Annotated in this window: 12 protein-coding genes; 8 read left to right on the top strand and 4 right to left on the bottom strand. The window is 58.5% G+C overall.

The annotated features are described in order from the left end of the window. Window positions 1-301 precede the first annotated feature (301 nt). Window positions 302-496 (bottom strand): hypothetical protein, encoded by a 195-nt coding sequence (locus tag HPY65_07015; protein ID NPU84223.1) that lies wholly within the window; start codon window positions 494-496, stop codon window positions 302-304. Window positions 497-880: 384 nt separating this feature from the next. Here HPY65_07015 and HPY65_07010 point away from each other — a divergent pair, with 384 nt between their 5' ends. The 3 genes from HPY65_07010 (at window position 881) to HPY65_07000 (ending at window position 4,682) form a co-directional block, all read left to right on the top strand. Beyond that, window positions 881-2,452 carry an L-lactate permease gene (locus HPY65_07010; protein ID NPU84222.1) on the top strand — a complete coding sequence of 524 codons (1,572 nt, stop codon included), beginning with the start codon at window positions 881-883 and terminating at the stop codon, window positions 2,450-2,452. A gap of 2 nt (window positions 2,453-2,454) precedes the next feature. After that, window positions 2,455-3,069, top strand: coding sequence for a metallophosphoesterase family protein (locus HPY65_07005; GenBank protein NPU84221.1), 615 nt, complete (start codon window positions 2,455-2,457; stop codon window positions 3,067-3,069). A 254-nt stretch (window positions 3,070-3,323) separates the two neighbouring features. Continuing rightward, on the top strand, window positions 3,324-4,682 hold the full coding sequence (locus tag HPY65_07000; protein ID NPU84220.1) for an acetyl-CoA carboxylase biotin carboxylase subunit: 1,359 nt from the start codon (window positions 3,324-3,326) through the stop codon (window positions 4,680-4,682). A gap of 263 nt (window positions 4,683-4,945) precedes the next feature. On the opposite strand, the gene HPY65_06995 is transcribed toward HPY65_07000, so the two are convergent. After that, window positions 4,946-5,161, bottom strand: coding sequence for a hypothetical protein (locus HPY65_06995; protein ID NPU84219.1), 216 nt, complete (start codon window positions 5,159-5,161; stop codon window positions 4,946-4,948). Here HPY65_06995 and HPY65_06990 point away from each other — a divergent pair. From HPY65_06990 to HPY65_06970, 5 genes are all read left to right on the top strand, one after another. Further along, window positions 5,144-5,953 (top strand): hypothetical protein, encoded by an 810-nt coding sequence (locus HPY65_06990; GenBank protein ID NPU84218.1) that lies wholly within the window; start codon window positions 5,144-5,146, stop codon window positions 5,951-5,953. The genes HPY65_06995 and HPY65_06990 overlap by 18 nt on opposite strands. A gap of 239 nt (window positions 5,954-6,192) precedes the next feature. After that, the gene (locus HPY65_06985; GenBank protein ID NPU84217.1) at window positions 6,193-6,804 is read left to right on the top strand and encodes a hypothetical protein; all 612 of its coding nucleotides are present in this window, start codon (window positions 6,193-6,195) and stop codon (window positions 6,802-6,804) included. A 544-nt stretch (window positions 6,805-7,348) separates the two neighbouring features. Continuing rightward, window positions 7,349-8,371, top strand: a complete 1,023-nt coding sequence (locus HPY65_06980) for a sugar ABC transporter substrate-binding protein (protein NPU84216.1) — start codon at window positions 7,349-7,351, stop codon at window positions 8,369-8,371. A 38-nt stretch (window positions 8,372-8,409) separates the two neighbouring features. Next, window positions 8,410-10,347 carry a sensor histidine kinase gene (locus HPY65_06975; protein ID NPU84215.1) on the top strand — a complete coding sequence of 646 codons (1,938 nt, stop codon included), beginning with the start codon at window positions 8,410-8,412 and terminating at the stop codon, window positions 10,345-10,347. After that, the gene (locus HPY65_06970) at window positions 10,298-11,413 is read left to right on the top strand and encodes a response regulator (GenBank protein NPU84214.1); all 1,116 of its coding nucleotides are present in this window, start codon (window positions 10,298-10,300) and stop codon (window positions 11,411-11,413) included. Before HPY65_06975 ends, HPY65_06970 begins: the two co-directional genes overlap by 50 nt. A gap of 100 nt (window positions 11,414-11,513) precedes the next feature. On the opposite strand, the gene HPY65_06965 is transcribed toward HPY65_06970, so the two are convergent. Together HPY65_06965 and HPY65_06960 are read right to left on the bottom strand one after the other, a co-directional pair. Further along, window positions 11,514-12,923, bottom strand: a complete 1,410-nt coding sequence (locus tag HPY65_06965; protein ID NPU84213.1) for a DUF2254 domain-containing protein — start codon at window positions 12,921-12,923, stop codon at window positions 11,514-11,516. A 188-nt stretch (window positions 12,924-13,111) separates the two neighbouring features. Continuing rightward, the gene (locus HPY65_06960; protein NPU84212.1) at window positions 13,112-15,301 is read right to left on the bottom strand and encodes a DUF3141 domain-containing protein; all 2,190 of its coding nucleotides are present in this window, start codon (window positions 15,299-15,301) and stop codon (window positions 13,112-13,114) included. Window positions 15,302-15,720: the final 419 nt, after the last annotated feature.

Below are 15,720 nucleotides of genomic sequence, written 5' to 3'. Positions count from 1 at the left end.
GAACACCTCCGCGGATTCACTGCATCCGCGGACCCCTTCGTTGCGATCATGCATGTTTTCTGCCTGTCAAGAATGATACGTGGCAAAGAACATGGTTACTTATACATCATGTTCGGAAGAAATGCAACGGAATCCGTAGGTTTGCCTGTTCCGGCACATCGAAGGAGGGGATACGGAAAACACGGGGGCTGGTGGGGCAACCCGTCAGCGGAGAAGGACCTGGGACAGGAACATATCAATCCATCCGGAGAGGAAAGGGGTGGAGCAAAGCGGGCACTTTCCGCCGCCGTATGGTGCGGCGTTATTGCAAACCCACGCTTTTTCCGTGCCGGCAACACAGGTTCAGGTAATTTTGTCCGGTGTCCGTCGGATGGCCTCCCGGCCGCCCCGGATGATGCCCCAGACGGTAAACCGTCCTGCCCAGAAGATTCTGCTGGGGGTTGAACTCTTCCCGCCCGCCGGTTCTCATGCCGATGATTCCGGTTTCGTTCATCATGGTCCGGACACCTCCTTTCATTCTCTTTTCCTGTGTCCGGTTACAGATTGCAGGGTACACCCCTTTTTCACAAGTAGAGCCGCTCCGAATTTTTCAGGGGACGGAGTTGAAATCCGTCCCCTGAAACAGCGGAATTTTCTCATGGGAGAAACGGCCGGGATGCCATCGGACGGCCACGTGAACCAGTACCCAGTCTATGCCGGGCGTCCTTCCCCGCCATGCAGCCGGGGCATTCGCGCCCGATTTTACCGGCGGCGGGCAGGGAGCTTTTCCCTTGACGCCGGCCGGCCCCTCGTTTATACGCTCATGCGCCCGGCGGAATCCATGTCTCCGCCGTTCCTGGAGATTCCCGGAATGTCCAGATCCCGGCAAAGGTACTGCTCGATGCTCGGCTCCGTATTTCTGACGCTTCTCCCCATCGCGCTCATCGTCTACCTGATGATCCGCCGCGGGTTCGCCGCCGATACCAGCGGCGTCATCGGCTGGCTCCTGACGCTCGCCGTCGCCGTGGCGTTTTTCGGGACCTCCCCGGAGATGGGCCTTCGTTCCACCATGGCCGGCATCATCGCGTCCTTTCCCGTCTCGCTGATGGTGGTCACATCCATCCTTCAAATCACCTTCATGGAAGCGACCGGGGCCCTGCACCGCATCACCGGCTTTGTAAAGACCCTTGCCCCCGGAAACAGGGCGGTCCAAATCATGATGATCAACGTCGGGGCCGGTACGCTCCTGGTCGCAGTGGGGGCCACGCCGGTCTCCATCCTGCCGCCGATCATGGTCGCCCTGGGCTACTCCACCTTTGTCGCCGTCGCCCTGCCGGCCATCGGATACGACGGCCTCTGCACGTTTGCCCTCCTGGGGGCGCCCCTGGTGGTTTACTCCGACCTCACCGGCACACCCCTGGTCCAGTCCGCCCAGGTCTTCGCCCATTTCCTGCCGGTCGTCTCCGTGCTCATCGGATTCGGGATGCTCTGGATCGTCGGGCGCGGGAAGCTCATGAAGGAGGGCTTCGTCCCCTGCGTCCTGGCCGGGCTGACCAACGGCGGCGTGGCCGTCGCGGTGGCTTACACGCCGTTCCTGGCGGCCGGCGTCGTCCTGACGGGGGTCATTTCCGGGGCCTGCACGATCGCCGTCATGGTGCTCTTTCTTGTCCTCCGGGGGCAGCCCGTGATGGACCGCTCCGTCCTCACCGCCGAGGACCGCCGGATCGCACAGGACATGCCCCTCTGGAAGGCGCTCTCGCCCTGGATCATCCTCGTGGCGGCGTCCTTTGCCGTCAACTTCTATGCCCCGGCGTTCGATCTCCTGTACCGGCAGATCGACATGGCCGTCTCGATCCTCCCCGGCCAGCCCGTCAAGACCCGGATGCTATGGAATGCCTACACCTGGGTGCTCATCAGCACGATCCTGGCGATCCCGTTCCTCAGGCCCTCCGCCTCCGCCCTGCGGGAAACCCTGAAGAAATGGTTCAAACGAGCACCCCGGCCGGCCCTGTCGGCGGCGATCTTTTTCGCCATCGCCTTCGTCATGAACAACTCGGGCTCCTCCATCGACTGGGTCGACGGGGCCTGGAAGGTCGTGAGCGACAACACGAACAACATGATCTGGGTCCTGGCCCAGGGATCGGCGACGGCCTTCGGGACGCTCTATCCCTTCGTCAGCGCCTATCTGGGCCTCTTCGGCGGTTTCGTCAGCGGCAGCGAGGCCTCCACCATCGCCATGTTCACGAAGTACCACGTCCTCACGTCCAAACTGCTCGACATGAATGCCCTGATCGTGACGGCCGCCACGGCCATCGGCGGGGGGCTCGCCAGCGTCATTTCGCCGGCGAAGCTCCAGAACGCCGCCGCCACCATCGACGCCCTGGGGATCGAGAGCCGTATTATTCGGACGGCCTTTGTCATCTCCCTTACAATCACCTTCGTTGCCGCCGTCATGGCGCTCTGGATGGCCTGAAGATGCGGATCGGCATTCTCTCCGACAGCCACGGGAACGAGGAGGCCACCCAACGGGCCGTGGAGGCGCTCCTGGAACAGGGCGCCGTGTGCCTGATCCATCTGGGTGATCTGTGCGAGTCCATGGAGGGAAGGCTGACCGGTACGCTGCTCGCGCTGGCCCGGCGCCACGAACTCACGGTCATCAAGGGTAACAATGACCTGGCGGTGGAACGGCTGCTGGACGAAAACCCGTCCCGGAACGAAGAGGAAGAAACGGCTCGCGCCTTCCTGAAGCACCTGCCCCTGCGGGTCGCCGTGGACGATCTGCTCTTTGCCCATTCCATGCCGGACGGGACGGTCCGCTCCGTCTACGACCCCATCGACGACGGAGGAACGGAAAAGGCCGCCGAGGTCTTCGCCCGGACGTCCTTTACCGCCCTCTTCTGTGGCCATTCCCACAGCCCCGTTCTCTTTCGCCTGAGGCGGGGAAAGGTGATCCGGGAACCCGTACCGTCTGCGGAGGATCTCCCCTTGCTGGCGGAGGAACGGTACATCATCATCGCCGGCGCAGTCACTGAGGGGGAGTGCGCCCTCATGGACACGGAGCGACGGACCTATCGGAGAATCCCACTTTGAGAAAGGGGTCTGGAGTAAAAGGGGTTAGACTCCTTTTGGCTTTCGATCCTGGTGCGAAGAAGACTTCCCGTTTTGTGCGTACAAATCTTCACAGATTCCTATCCGAATCGTCATCAATCGCCCAACCCGTTATTGGAGAAATGCCGATATTGCAATGTCTTGGCATGGCCTATCATACCGACGGCCATAGGGGCATGCATCCTGCATTCCCTCGGCCGGTTTTCATGCGATCGAAGGTTCCGAAGGAGCGGGCATTGTTCGACAAGATATTGGTTGCCAACAGGGGCGAAATCGCCGTGCGGGTCATGAGAACCTGCCGGGAAATGGGGATACGGACTGTCGCCGTCTATACGGACGACGACGCAAACGCACTGCACGTCCGGCTGGCCGACGAGGCCCGCCGGATCGAAGCGGGGGGCCCCGGGCAGGGCTACCTCCAGATGCAGGAACTCGTTTCGATAGCCGAAAAAGCCCACGCGGAAGCCATTCATCCGGGATATGGCTTCCTGGCGGAAAATCCACGGTTCATTGAATTGTGCGACGCTCACCAACTGGCCTTCATCGGCCCTTCCAACGCCTCCATGTGCAACGCCAAACCCAAGAACAAGGCGCGCAGCCTGATGAAAATGATCGGCGTTCCCGTGGTTCCGGGCTCCGAGGAGGCCATCCGCTGCTCCGATCCCGAGGGCATCCGGCATGCAGTCGAGATCGCCGAGGGAATCGGCTGGCCCGTCATCGTCAAGCCCTCCGGCGGCGGCGGCGGAATCGGCATGCGGATCGCGAGAGACCGGGAAGAGATGCTCAAGGCCATCCGCCATGCCCAGGTCCGCGGGGAGAGGGCCTTCGGCATCTCCAGCTTCTACATCGAAAAATTCCTGCCGGGGGCGAAGCACATCGAGTCCCAGGTGCTGGCCGACAAAATGGGGCACTTCCTCAACATCGGGCACCGGGACTGCTCGATCCAGCGGAGATTCCAGAAGCTGATCGAGGAGACTCCCTGCCCGAGGCTGCCGTACCTGCTGAGCATGAAGATGGGCATCGCCGCCGTGGAGATCGCCATGGCGCTCCAGTGCGACAGCCTGATGACCGTCGAGTTCCTCTACTGCCAGGATACGCGGGAGTTCTTCTTCAACGAGGTCAACTGCCGCCTCCAGGTGGAGCACGGCATCACGGAGCTGGCCACGGGCATCGACATCGTGAAGGAGCAGATCCGCATCGCCGCAGGGGAGGCCCTGCCCTGCTCCCAGGAGGATGTCCGCTTCCAGACGCACGCCATCGAGTGCAGGATCACGGCGGAAGACCCGGCGAACAACTTTCTCCCCAGCCCGGGCCGGGTGACCCGCCTCCATCTACCCCATGGACTGGGAGTGCGCGTCGACGAAGGGATCGTGGAGGGAACGGAGATCTCCCCTCTCTACGACCCGATGCTGTTCAAACTCCTGGCCTGGGGGCGAACCCGCGACGAGGCGGTCATGCGCATGAAGCGCGCCCTCCGGGAAACCGTCGTCGAAGGCGTCCGCACGACGATTCCCTTCCACCTGAGCGCCCTGGAAAGCGAAAAATTCATTGACGGAACCTACACGACCCGGTTCGTGAAACGCCTGACGGCATAGAAACAGCGTGCTCCGGAAACAGCAGGATATGCTGGCAACGCAAGCTGAAAGAGAAGAGGGGATGGATCTGAGATCCGTTCCCTCTTTCCTTTCAAGACGACCCCATCTTAACACTCACCAAGCCTGAAATAAAAAAACAGAATCAGTCCGTTCCTCCATCATGCCGGATGTGTTTATGCGATGTGTATGAGTAAATCAGGTATTGATAACCTATTCTTTCCATCCTATCCGATTCTCCAATTCTGACTGTTTCCCCATCAGCCTCAACCGTCCACAACCTGAATGATCCAGAGCGACTGCAAGTCCTGCTTGCCGGCACGCCAGGCGATATCGGGCTTCTTATCAAGGCTGCTGATTGAAGAAATTTCCATGAATGAAACCATCACGAAGGCTGTCGGCAAATGAATCCGAATACCGGGAAACACCAATCCTATAGCAAAAAAGCTGTCTACGGAGGACGTATGAATAGAGACATTCATTATCTCTATCTCATTGTTTCTCCTCTGCGCTTTTTTCTTCTTCTTGCGCTCACATGGCATTCAACTGCGAGTGCAGTGACATCCGATTCTGCCAATATGGTGCAAAAGTCCTATATCGGTTTCTATCACAGACCGGCAGATCCGGGAGGGCTGATCTACTGGACCGAAAAGCTGGACGGCAAGGGCGGAGACATGTCCGCCATTATCGAGGCGTTTGCGAATTCCCCCGAAGCACGGGCACGCTATGGAACAATCAACGGCGGCAACGTCTCCGCCTTTATCAACCAAATTCACCTGACGATGTTTAACCGCGATGCAACAGCAGAAGAGTTGAATTTCTACAGCAACGGTTTCAATACGGGCCGATTAACCTCCGCCACAATCATGCTGACCGCCCTGAACAATGCCCAGGGTGACGACCTTTTAACGATCAACAACAAGCTCGCTGCGGCGAATCAATTCACATGGACCGTCGATCCGGAGCTGGACGGTCGGGATTATCTGGTCACCTACATCGCAGACGGTGTCGATTTCCCGGCGGCTCGCGACTTTCTCGATGCGGTTACCCTGGACTCTTCGACCATCCCAACCCGGAGCCAGACAACCGCATACATACAGTCCTATATCGCCGACCCTGGAGACCCTGTTCTCGATTCGTTGTCGCCTCCTTCAACGCCGACAGACTTTCTGATTGCGGCATTTTCGTCATCCGGATCGATCTTTCCTGGTCCGCATCGACAGATAATGCAGGTGTCGCCGGTTACAAGATTTACCGGGATGGCGCATATCTAATATCCGTCACGGGAACCTCCGCAAGCGACACAGGCCTGGCTGCGCAAACCCCATATTGTTATCAGGTCTCCGCCTTCGATGCGGCCGGCGGTGAATCGCGGCCGAGTACCCTGGCCTGCGTCACGACACAGTCGGATGATGCTGTTTCAACATCAACCCATCATCACCTTTTGCTTGTTTATCCCCATACGGATGTTGAATACGTCAAAGACGGCGAAACAAGGACCTACAAAGGAAGCATGAGTGACGATCTCAGAACGACAGTCGTCAATGCCTTCAAGAATCTGCCGAATTTAATCACAGACGGCTCAGATGGCGTTATATCAAGCACATACGATATCGTTGAAATTTCAAAGCCGGTCACAAAGATAAGCCAATACAACGGAAACTATTACTGGCTCAGTAATCTGGACATACAAACCGAGTTAAATCAATTTGCTCCGAAGGGTAAATACGATGCGGTGCATGTTGTCTGGAACAATGGATCCATTGACGCCTATTGGGGATTGGGAGGCACATCTGTCAACAATGGGACTGCGACCTTCTCCAGCCTCATTGCAGGCAGGAGTTTCTGGTGGACAGGAATTGGAGAAGCTTTCGGGGAGCCATTTTTGCATGAATGGTTGCATGGTGCGTGCTATTTCTTCCGAACACCTGGATATCCAATGCCGCGGAAAGACGCCGATGGAATGAAATTGCATGGGTACACGAAATCTTCCACGGACGGATGGATGGGGTACTATCGCGATCTTATGCGCGGACAAGTCTGGGAGCCTGACGTATCGGCATACACCGGAATTCCGGAAGCGGCATGGAAATCGGGAACCCCAAGCCAAGGCAATACAGAGTGAGTTGAATCCGTTATTGAATCCCATCCGATAAAGGGCTCGGCACAAATTCCCTGCATTTTGAAGCGGAGATCGAAAGCTCCGGCCATTTGAAGGATAATCCCGGTCTAGCCAGGACGTATGGCGTGGTAGTGATCTTTTCCCTGACCCGCTGACTTCAATCCTCCGGGTCTGTGAGTTCAGAAATAATACATCCTTGAAAGACTTCACTCTACCTGCTTTTACGCTGCACAAATCCTACAATTTCAAAGCGCTACCTCAATATACCTAATATGCTTATACATTACGTATGAGCATAACCAGCATTGTTTATCCCTCCATTCCATCCTATCCAATCCGCGAAGTCACAAGGCTTTTCGTGGAACATGCACCGTCAACTTTGAAATAATCACAGGCAAAAACGAAAACCGCCGGACCCGTCACGCCATGGCGGCCGCTGTGCGGCTCAACGGGTAGGGAAACCCCGGATCGGGGGCGGGGGCTCCGGGACGGAGATCGATCTCCGGGGGCCCGCTTCCCGGATCCATCAAGCTGGAGAAATACGATCATGAAGAAAGTCGCCTTTGCCGTCACCACGGCCCTGCTTACCGCACTGGCCATCCTGGCCGCCTTTGAGGGATGCAAAGATCGGGAATCCGCCAGTCCTTATCAGGACAACCTGTACCTGAACAACCGGCAGGCTCAGGATCCGCCGGGACAGCCCTCCCATGTCACCCAGCGGAAGCGGGTCGCGCTGGTGATGAAGACCCTGACGAATCCCTTCTTTGTAGAGATGGAGAAGGGCGCCCGGCGGGCGGAGCGGGACCTGGACGTCGAGCTGATCGTCAAGACCGGCGCCAAGGAGACCTCCGTCGATCAGCAGATCGCCATCATCGAGGAGCTGACGGAACAGAAAATCGACGCGATCGTCATCGCCCCCGCCGATTCCACCAGGCTGATTCCCGCCCTCCGCAAGGCCCGGGGAAAAGGAGTCATGATCGTCAACATCGACAACCGCCTGGACCGGGAACATGCCCGACAGGCAGGCCTGAACGACATTCCCTTCATCAGCGTGGACAACCACCGGGGGGCCTACCTCTCGGCGAAGCATGTAAGCGGGCAGATTGCCAGGCCGACGGAGGCGGCGATTATCGAAGGGATCCGGGGAGCGGACAATGCCGAGCAGCGGAAAAAGGGTGCGTTGAAGGCTTTCCGCGAAAATCCGAAACTCTCCGTCGTCGCCATGGAAACAGCCAACTGGAAGATCGACGAGGCCTATAAAGTCGCGGGGCAAATTTTCCGGAATCATCCCCGGATCGGCGTGGTCTTCTGCTCCAATGACATGATGGCCCTGGGGGTGATCGAATACCTGGACGAAAAAAGACGGAGAGACGTCCTCGTTGCAGGCTTTGACAATCTTTCCGAAGTCGGGGACGCCCTCCGCGCGGGGAAACTGCGGGTGACGATCGATCAGCAGGCGGCGCTGCAGGGCTACGAAGGGGTCAAGGCCGCCGTGAACCTCCTCCGAAAAGCGGAAGTTCCCGCGGAAACGCTGGTCGATGTGCGGCTGATCACGGAGAAAGACATCTGAATCTAAGTCTTACCCGACATCTGAGAAGGACATCCGGCATGAAACACTGCATTCCATCCCCCATTCTGCTCAAGGTCTTCGCCTACCTGACCCTGACCGGCATCGTCCCGCTCATCCTGTTCGGGATCATCTCCTACAACGTTTCCCTTCACGCCATGAATCAATCCATCCATGATCTCACCCGGATGACGATGAGCGCCAAGATGAATTACCTGGAACTGGTCATGGACGAGGTGGAGAGCCTGATGGCGAACGTTGCCGGGCATGATGACATTACAGCCGTCCTGAAGGAAGACCGGGAGGAAAAGTCGCCGTTCAACAAGCTGTCCACCCAGGCGAAGATCGGCTACATCCTGAGCGGCTACCTGAATCTGCGGGGTCTCGTCTCCATCGACATCTTCTCCCTGTCCGGAACGCACTATCACGTCGGCGACACGCTGAACGTCGAAAACACGAAACTGGAACGGAAGGAGTCCCTGTTCGAGGCCGCCCGCGCCTCATCCCGGCCGGTCTACTGGGCGGGCATCGAGGAAAACGTGAACGTCCATTCGGCGCATCCCCGCGTCATCACGGCGGTCCGCATCCTGAAGACCATGAACATGCAGAGACTCGCCGAAGAACCGCTGGGCCTTCTGATCGTGAATTACGACGCCCGGCACTTTCATGACAGCTTCATGCAGGATACACCGCGCTCCCAGACCTACATGGTGATCGACAGAAAGTCCCGGATCGTCTTTCACCCCGACCGGACACTCATCGGGACCTCGGTGAACCCGGACTTCACGGCGGACCTCCTGAAGCAGAAGCCGATGGTTCCATTCCGCGACCGGATCGGCGACCATGATTACTCCGCCACATATCGCCTCTCCGGAAAGAGCGGATGGATCCTCCTGAGCCTGACGCCGGAACGGGAAATCGCCACCGCGCTGGCCGGAATCCGCCACAACACCCTGGCCATCGCAGCGGCCTGCTTCGTTCTGTGTCTTATTTTCTCCATCCTGCTGTACCGGAACATCGTCCGCCCCGTGAAGAAAATGACCGATCTGTTCAGGAGAATTCAGAACGGAACGATCCGGCCCGGTGTCCGGCTGGAGGAGACTTCCCGCGACGAGATCGGAGACCTGATTCTCTGGTTCAACACCTTCCTCCGCAACCTGGAAGAAAAGAAGGAGATCGACCGGAAACTCAAGGAAAAGCAGCAGGAACTGGAGGAACTCAACCGGACCCTCGAAGAACGCGTCCAGGAGGAGCTGCAGAAAAACCGGGAAAAGGATGCTCTCCTCATCACCCAGTCCAGGCAGGCCGCCATGGGACAGATGATCGGAAACATCGCCCACCAGTGGCGGCAGCCCCTCAACGCCGTGGGCGCGCTGTTCCAGCTCCTGCCGGAGGCCATGAGCCACGGGACCCTCACGTCCCGTTACCTGGATTTTCAGACCAAGAAGGCGATGGACCTGATCCAGTTCATGTCCCGGACGATCGACGACTTCCGCAACTTTTTCCGGCCCCGCAAGGAGAAGCAGTCCTTCCGCCTGCAGGAGGTCATCACGAGCGCGATTTCGTTCCTCGATGGCGGATTCAAGAACCGGGGAATCGTTCTGGCTCTTCAGGTCAAGGACGATCCGCTCCTGTACGGGTTTCCGAACGAATACGCCCAGGTTATTCTGAACATCCTGCAGAACGCCCTGGACGTGCTGATCGAGCGGGAAACCGAATATCCGGAAGTCACCGTCTCCGCTTTTGCGGAGAACGGGAAGGCCGTGGTCGTCATCGGCGACAACGGCGGCGGCATCGCCGAGGAATACCTGGACCGGGTCTTCGATCCGTATTTTTCAACCAAGGAAGAAGGAAAAGGGACCGGCATCGGCCTGTACATGTCGAAGACGATCATCGAACAAAGCATGGCGGGAACACTCTCCGCCCGCAATGCCCCTGGCGGGGCGGAATTCCGAATCGAGGTGCCTTATGAATCCTGAGAACAAAGCGTTGCACGACATTTCCCTCCTCTACGTGGAAGACGAGGAATACACCCTGGAAGCGGTGGGCGAACTCCTGAAAAACAAGGTCACCGAAATCAATCTTGCAAAAAACGGGAGAGAGGGCCTGCACTGTTTCAAGGAGCGGCATCCCGATATCGTCGTCACGGACATTCGCATGCCCGTTATGAGCGGCCTGGAAATGGCCAGGGAAATCCGCTCCTTGTCTCCACGGACGGAAATCATCGTCACCTCGGCGCACGACGATACGAGATATCTCCTGGACGCCATCGACATCAACATCAGCCAGTACGTGATAAAGCCCATCGCCAAGGAGCGCCTTTTCTCGGCCATCGACCGCAGCACCCACAATATTTTCCTGGAGCGGATGGTCAATGAAAAAAGGGAGATACTGGAGGAACTCGTCCAGGACCGGACGATGGAGCTCGAGAAAACCGGTGAGGCTCTGGACGCCAGCCTGAAGAAGCTGAGAAAGGCAATGGAAGCGGTGATCCAGGCTATGACTCTGGTAGTTGAATCAAGGGATCCCTACACGGCTGGACATCAGAGGAAGGTGGCAAACCTGTCCCGCTCCATTGCGGAGGAAATGGGACTGGCCCCGGACAGGACCGATGGGATTCACATGGCCGGCGTGGTTCATGACATCGGGAAGATCTCCGTCCCGGCGGAAATCCTCAGCAAGCCCGCCGCTCTATCCGAACTCGAACTGCGCCTGATCCGGACCCATTCGGAGGCCGGCCACTGCATTCTGAAGGAGATCGACTTCCCCTGGCCCATCGCCGAGATCATACTCCAGCACCACGAACGCCTGGACGGCTCGGGGTATCCCCGGGGACTGACCGGAGACGGCATCATGCTGGAGGCCCGGATCATCGCCGTGGCGGACGTGGTCGACGCCATCGCCTCCCATCGCCCCTACCGGCCGGCCATGGGCATCGAGCGGGCGCTGGAAGAGATCGCTCAATACCGGGGAACCCGCTTCGATCCTTATGTCGTCGATGCCTGCCTGAGGGTTTTCCGGGAAGACGGGTATCGGTTGATCTGAAGATCCCCTTCAGGAACTCCCGATTCCCGGGAGCATGCCGTTATATCCCCCGGAGCCGCCATCATCACCCCGCCCGTCAAGCCCCGGTGACGTCCCGGGCTCATGTCGTTACGGGGCCGGAACCCTCGAACCAGCTGAAGAACTCGCGGACCCTGTCCTTCTGTTTTGGCGGAACGTAGTCGAAATTAACCCAGCGGTCCGTGACCTCCCAGTAGCGTTCCCTGTCCAGGGCCAGGATTTCGTCGCGGATGGCGGCCAGCCGCTCCGGCGGTTCGTGCCGCATGTCCCGCCAGATATGCCTCGCCAGTTCCTCTTCCCCGTGTCCCAGGTAAAAACCCGCCAGGATGGCCTGGCTCTTCCGGACGCCCAGGAACGCGATCTCGTCGACGGCCGTTTCCGGCTCCTTGTCCAGGGTCAGAAAGATGTCAAGGAGCTCCCGGCGACCCGCAAATCCCCGTTCATAGGCCTTCTCGTTGAGAATCCTGAGGTCGCTGGATGCCGTGACCATGATAAAGGGCAGTCCGGCCGCCACGGCCAGGAGGGCGTAATAGCGGAAGTAGGCGGCGATCTCCAGGGTCCGCTTCACGTCCCGGTCCATCATGTGCTCGGCGAACATCCGATACTGGTTCAGGATGTTGAAGATCCCGTACTGGTCCCTGGCGTTGTGGCCGATGCGGAGAAAGGTGTTGAAATAGGCCACGATCAGCTCGACGGACTCCTCCAGGTTCTCCACTGCAGCGGATGTGGCGATTTCCCCCATGGCGTTGGAGATCTCCTGGACCATTTCCCGGATGGATCCCGCCGCGGTGGTCAGGATGAACTCATACTGTTTCAGGACGGCCATCTCCGTCCAGGTATTCGTGGCCTCGATCCGGGCAATGGAATCGTGGCAGAATCCATAAAAGCTGCCCGATTCCATCATGTGCCAGTGGGGCGGGTACTCCCGCTTGACTTTCAGGTAGTGGGTCAGGATCCTCTGGAGGGCGCTGATGCAGGACAGTCCCAGCGAGCGGTCCATGCTCGCAATGGATTTGACACCGATGTCGCCGATCTGCTCCACTGTGTCCAGGAATCTCCGCCGCGCCTCCGCCAGATGCAGCGGATTCCGGCGGGCGGCCCGCAAATGACCGCGGGCTGACCTCTCCAGGGAACGGATGATGCTGTCGGGACGCAGGAAGTGAAAGACGAAGAACAGGTAGGGAATGATGATGACAAAACTGACGGTGAGCAGAATCAGGTAGGACCAGATAACTGCCTTGATGGCCGTCGAGGCCGGATCCAGCCTTGGCACCATGATCCAGACGTTGAAGACGATGATGAAGATGAAGAAGCTCATGACGGCGATGTTCACGCCGTTTTTCAGGAAGAGGTCGCTGATTTTCGGGGAATAGCGCGTGGCGGCCAGCTCGACGATGATGGCCACCACCGTGATGGACACCGCGAGCGCAGTCGTGGAGACTTGGGAGAGGTTTCCCAGGTTCTGGAAGAGAAAGGCATAATCGACGATCATCGCCCCCTGAACCGCATCCCGCCGGATTCGCGGTCTCCCCTACGTGATCATCGCCGGAAGCGGATGCAATCGGCGCATCTGCCTCCGGCCAGCCATTCCGGCGTTTTCCGGATTCCCTTCCTGCCGCGGATTTTACGCTCCAGCCTTCCTGCGGACTGCCCCATGGAATGCAGGCGGGCATTTCCGGATCAAGCCACCGCTTTTCCCGCGATCCCCAGTTCCTGACGGATTTTCTCCAGGATCGCCTTTTCCGTCCTCGAAAAATGACCGTCCGCATCGGCGATCTGCCTGCCCAGAGCCAGGGCCTCCCGCCGATCCTCCTCCTTCCGGATCAGCTTACCCAGGGCAGCGAGGGCCCGCTTCTTGTCGGCCTGAAGCACCATGGCCTGCCGCTTCACGATATCCTTGAATACGGCCGGCCTGATTTCACTGAAGATCGGATGGGACAGGGCAACCTTCTCGGCGGCGGCGTACTCGGTCCGGTCGAAGACCCGATCGGCCATTGTGACGGCCATCATGACCCGGATCAGCCCCTCGGCATGGCCCCCGCTCTCGAAGGCCTTCTCGATCTCCTCGGGAACGCAGGACGCCGGCATGTCTTTCGAGGGATCGCAAAGGTCTTGCCGCCCGTCGAGAAACGCCTGGTGGAGAAACTCCCGGCCGTAGATCATGCGGAAGAGCGTTTCCTGGTGGCGGTCCCGGGTATCCCGGTAGAGGTTCAGCGCATCCACGGCTCCTTCGTTCATCTGCTTTTCAATCGCCACGAACGGATTGTCGGGGGAAACGGGGCGCCGCGTCTTCCGGACCATGTCGGCAAGGGCCTTCACAGGCCGGACGGCGGGGTTCAGGTCTGAAAAGATGTACCTCTGAAAACGCAGCGGATGCATCTGCTTGAAGATCTCCGCGGACAGGTCGTTGACGGTCATCTGGAGCCACGGCCGGACGAACGTCCTGTATAGGGTGTCATTCCATTCCGAGACGGCCTTGACCACCTGGAAGTCTTCCTCCTCTTTGACCCCTTCGGTCCCCAGGGCGTAGATGTCTTCGAAGGTCCGCTCCTCGAAGCGGGGCTTAAAGTCCGTCTTGCCGAGGCTGCCGTTCCCCTCGTCGATGACCATCTCGTAAAGTCCCGGGGCAAGGTATTCGATCATGTCGAAATTGCCGATGATCTCCTTGTGCTCCCTCTGGGCGACGGCACCGGAGACGAAGATGCCCAGATGGCCGATGTCGGAATGGACGATGTAAACGATCACCTGGCCGTGCCGCCGGATGTCCTCCGCCGATTCATACACCCGGGTGATCCAGCCCAGGGCCTGCTGGGGCGGCGTGATGTTGTCCCCCCGGGAGGCAAAGACCAGGATGGGACTGCGGATGTGCTTGAGGCTCAATTTCTGCCCCTCCCGGAGTTCCAGGTCGCCCCGTTCCAGCTTGTTGCCCACGAAGAGGTTGTTGACGATGAAGTGGATCTCTTCACTGTTCATCATGAAGAAGCCGCCCCACCAGCGCTCGAACTTGAGGTAGCGCTCCTCTTCCGAGTCAATCTGGGAGTAGAGATTGTACTGTTTGCTCCAGTATGTATTCGCCGGATTGAGAGACTCGAAATTGGCAACCAGGTTGGCCCCGTCGAACTTGCCGTTCCCCAGGTCGCTGAGGAAGGTATTCATCCAGACCCCTCCGCCAAGACCGCCCTTGTAGCGCATGGGGTTCGCGCCCTCGACGCCGGCCCAGTAGGAAAGGGGCGCACCGTTGAGAACGAGTGGTCCTACGAGGTCCGGCCGGTCGGCACACAGGAGCGCCGCCGCCCATCCCGCCTGGCAGTTGCCCATGATGGCCGGCTTGTCCAGGTTCGGATGGCGCGCCAGTACTTCCTCTACGAACATGACCTCGGCATCCTCCACGTCGGCCAGTGTCTGCCCGGGCATCGGCTCCGTGAAAAAGAGGATGAAGTAGACCGGATGGCCATTGGTAAGGGCCATGCCGATTTCCGAATCCCTCTTGGAGCCGCCGATCCCCGGCCCGTGACCGGCCCGTGGGTCGATAATGATGATGGGCCGCTTGGGGAGGACCTTGACGTAAGTCCCGGCCCGCCGCTCATTCCTGATTTTTCGCTGCTCCTCCTCGGCCCGCCGGTCGACGATGCGCACCAGGGCATAATTCACCGGCCTTTTGAAGTGGCGGCCATCGAGAATCATCTCGTACCGGAAGGTGAGGACGGGCGGCTGGCCATCCTTGAGATGATCGACATAGGCGTTCCCGCGCTTTCGCATGACGTCCAGGAAAAGGACCGAACGCTGCCATGCGTCCGTCCAGTATTCCCAGGCATCCTTGTGCGCGTCTGTCCGGCCTGTGAAGGCCTCGGGATGTTTTTCCTTTTCCATGTATATACCTTTCCGTACTTTTTTTACGATTCGGGTAAATCCACCGTTGGACTCCACTTTCTTCTCTTATGACTGCCTATACAACAACGAATCGGACCACCTGGTAAAGAAAAAAGAGAGAGCGTCCTGCATCGTCAGTGAAATGGAAAGGGGAAAGGAAAAGAGTCCAGGAGACCCAAGGCATTCATTGACTATCTATCGGACGTTTGTTACATTATCTTTAAAGATGAATGCTGTTAAGGTGTTTCCTCTGTATTTCTTTTTATCGGCAACCGTTTTCCGTCCCTCCTGACACCTGGCAAACTCAAGATTTTCTTCTTTCGTTATTGAACCCCGGAGGCGTTTTTTTCGGTTACGCCGACGTTAGGTTCATCGCTGGAGTCCTTTCATGAACCAATGGTACCGGAAACTGCCTTCAC

The organism is Syntrophaceae bacterium (assembly GCA_013177825.1).
In the GTDB taxonomy this organism is placed as follows: Bacteria; Desulfobacterota; Syntrophia; order Syntrophales; family PHBD01; genus PHBD01.
The sequence above is the reverse complement of the archived record's forward strand: the minus strand, read 5'-3'. Positions and strand labels throughout refer to the sequence as shown.

Bases quoted from the DNA above. Each gene is read 5' to 3' on its own strand.
- HPY65_07015 (NPU84223.1), bottom strand. From the start codon at position 496: ATGATGAACGAAACCGGAATCATCGGCATGAGAACCGGCGGGCGGGAA.
- HPY65_07010 (NPU84222.1), top strand. From the start codon at position 881: ATGCTCGGCTCCGTATTTCTGACGCTTCTCCCCATCGCGCTCATCGTC.
- HPY65_07005 (NPU84221.1), top strand. From the start codon at position 2,455: ATGCGGATCGGCATTCTCTCCGACAGCCACGGGAACGAGGAGGCCACC.
- HPY65_06990 (NPU84218.1), top strand. From the start codon at position 5,144: ATGAATAGAGACATTCATTATCTCTATCTCATTGTTTCTCCTCTGCGC.
- HPY65_06995 (NPU84219.1), bottom strand. From the start codon at position 5,161: ATGAATGTCTCTATTCATACGTCCTCCGTAGACAGCTTTTTTGCTATA.
- HPY65_06985 (NPU84217.1), top strand. From the start codon at position 6,193: ATGAGTGACGATCTCAGAACGACAGTCGTCAATGCCTTCAAGAATCTG.
- HPY65_06980 (NPU84216.1), top strand. From the start codon at position 7,349: ATGAAGAAAGTCGCCTTTGCCGTCACCACGGCCCTGCTTACCGCACTG.
- HPY65_06975 (NPU84215.1), top strand. From the start codon at position 8,410: ATGAAACACTGCATTCCATCCCCCATTCTGCTCAAGGTCTTCGCCTAC.
- HPY65_06970 (NPU84214.1), top strand. From the start codon at position 10,298: ATGCCCCTGGCGGGGCGGAATTCCGAATCGAGGTGCCTTATGAATCCT.
- HPY65_06965 (NPU84213.1), bottom strand. From the start codon at position 12,923: ATGATCGTCGATTATGCCTTTCTCTTCCAGAACCTGGGAAACCTCTCC.
- HPY65_06960 (NPU84212.1), bottom strand. From the start codon at position 15,301: ATGGAAAAGGAAAAACATCCCGAGGCCTTCACAGGCCGGACAGACGCG.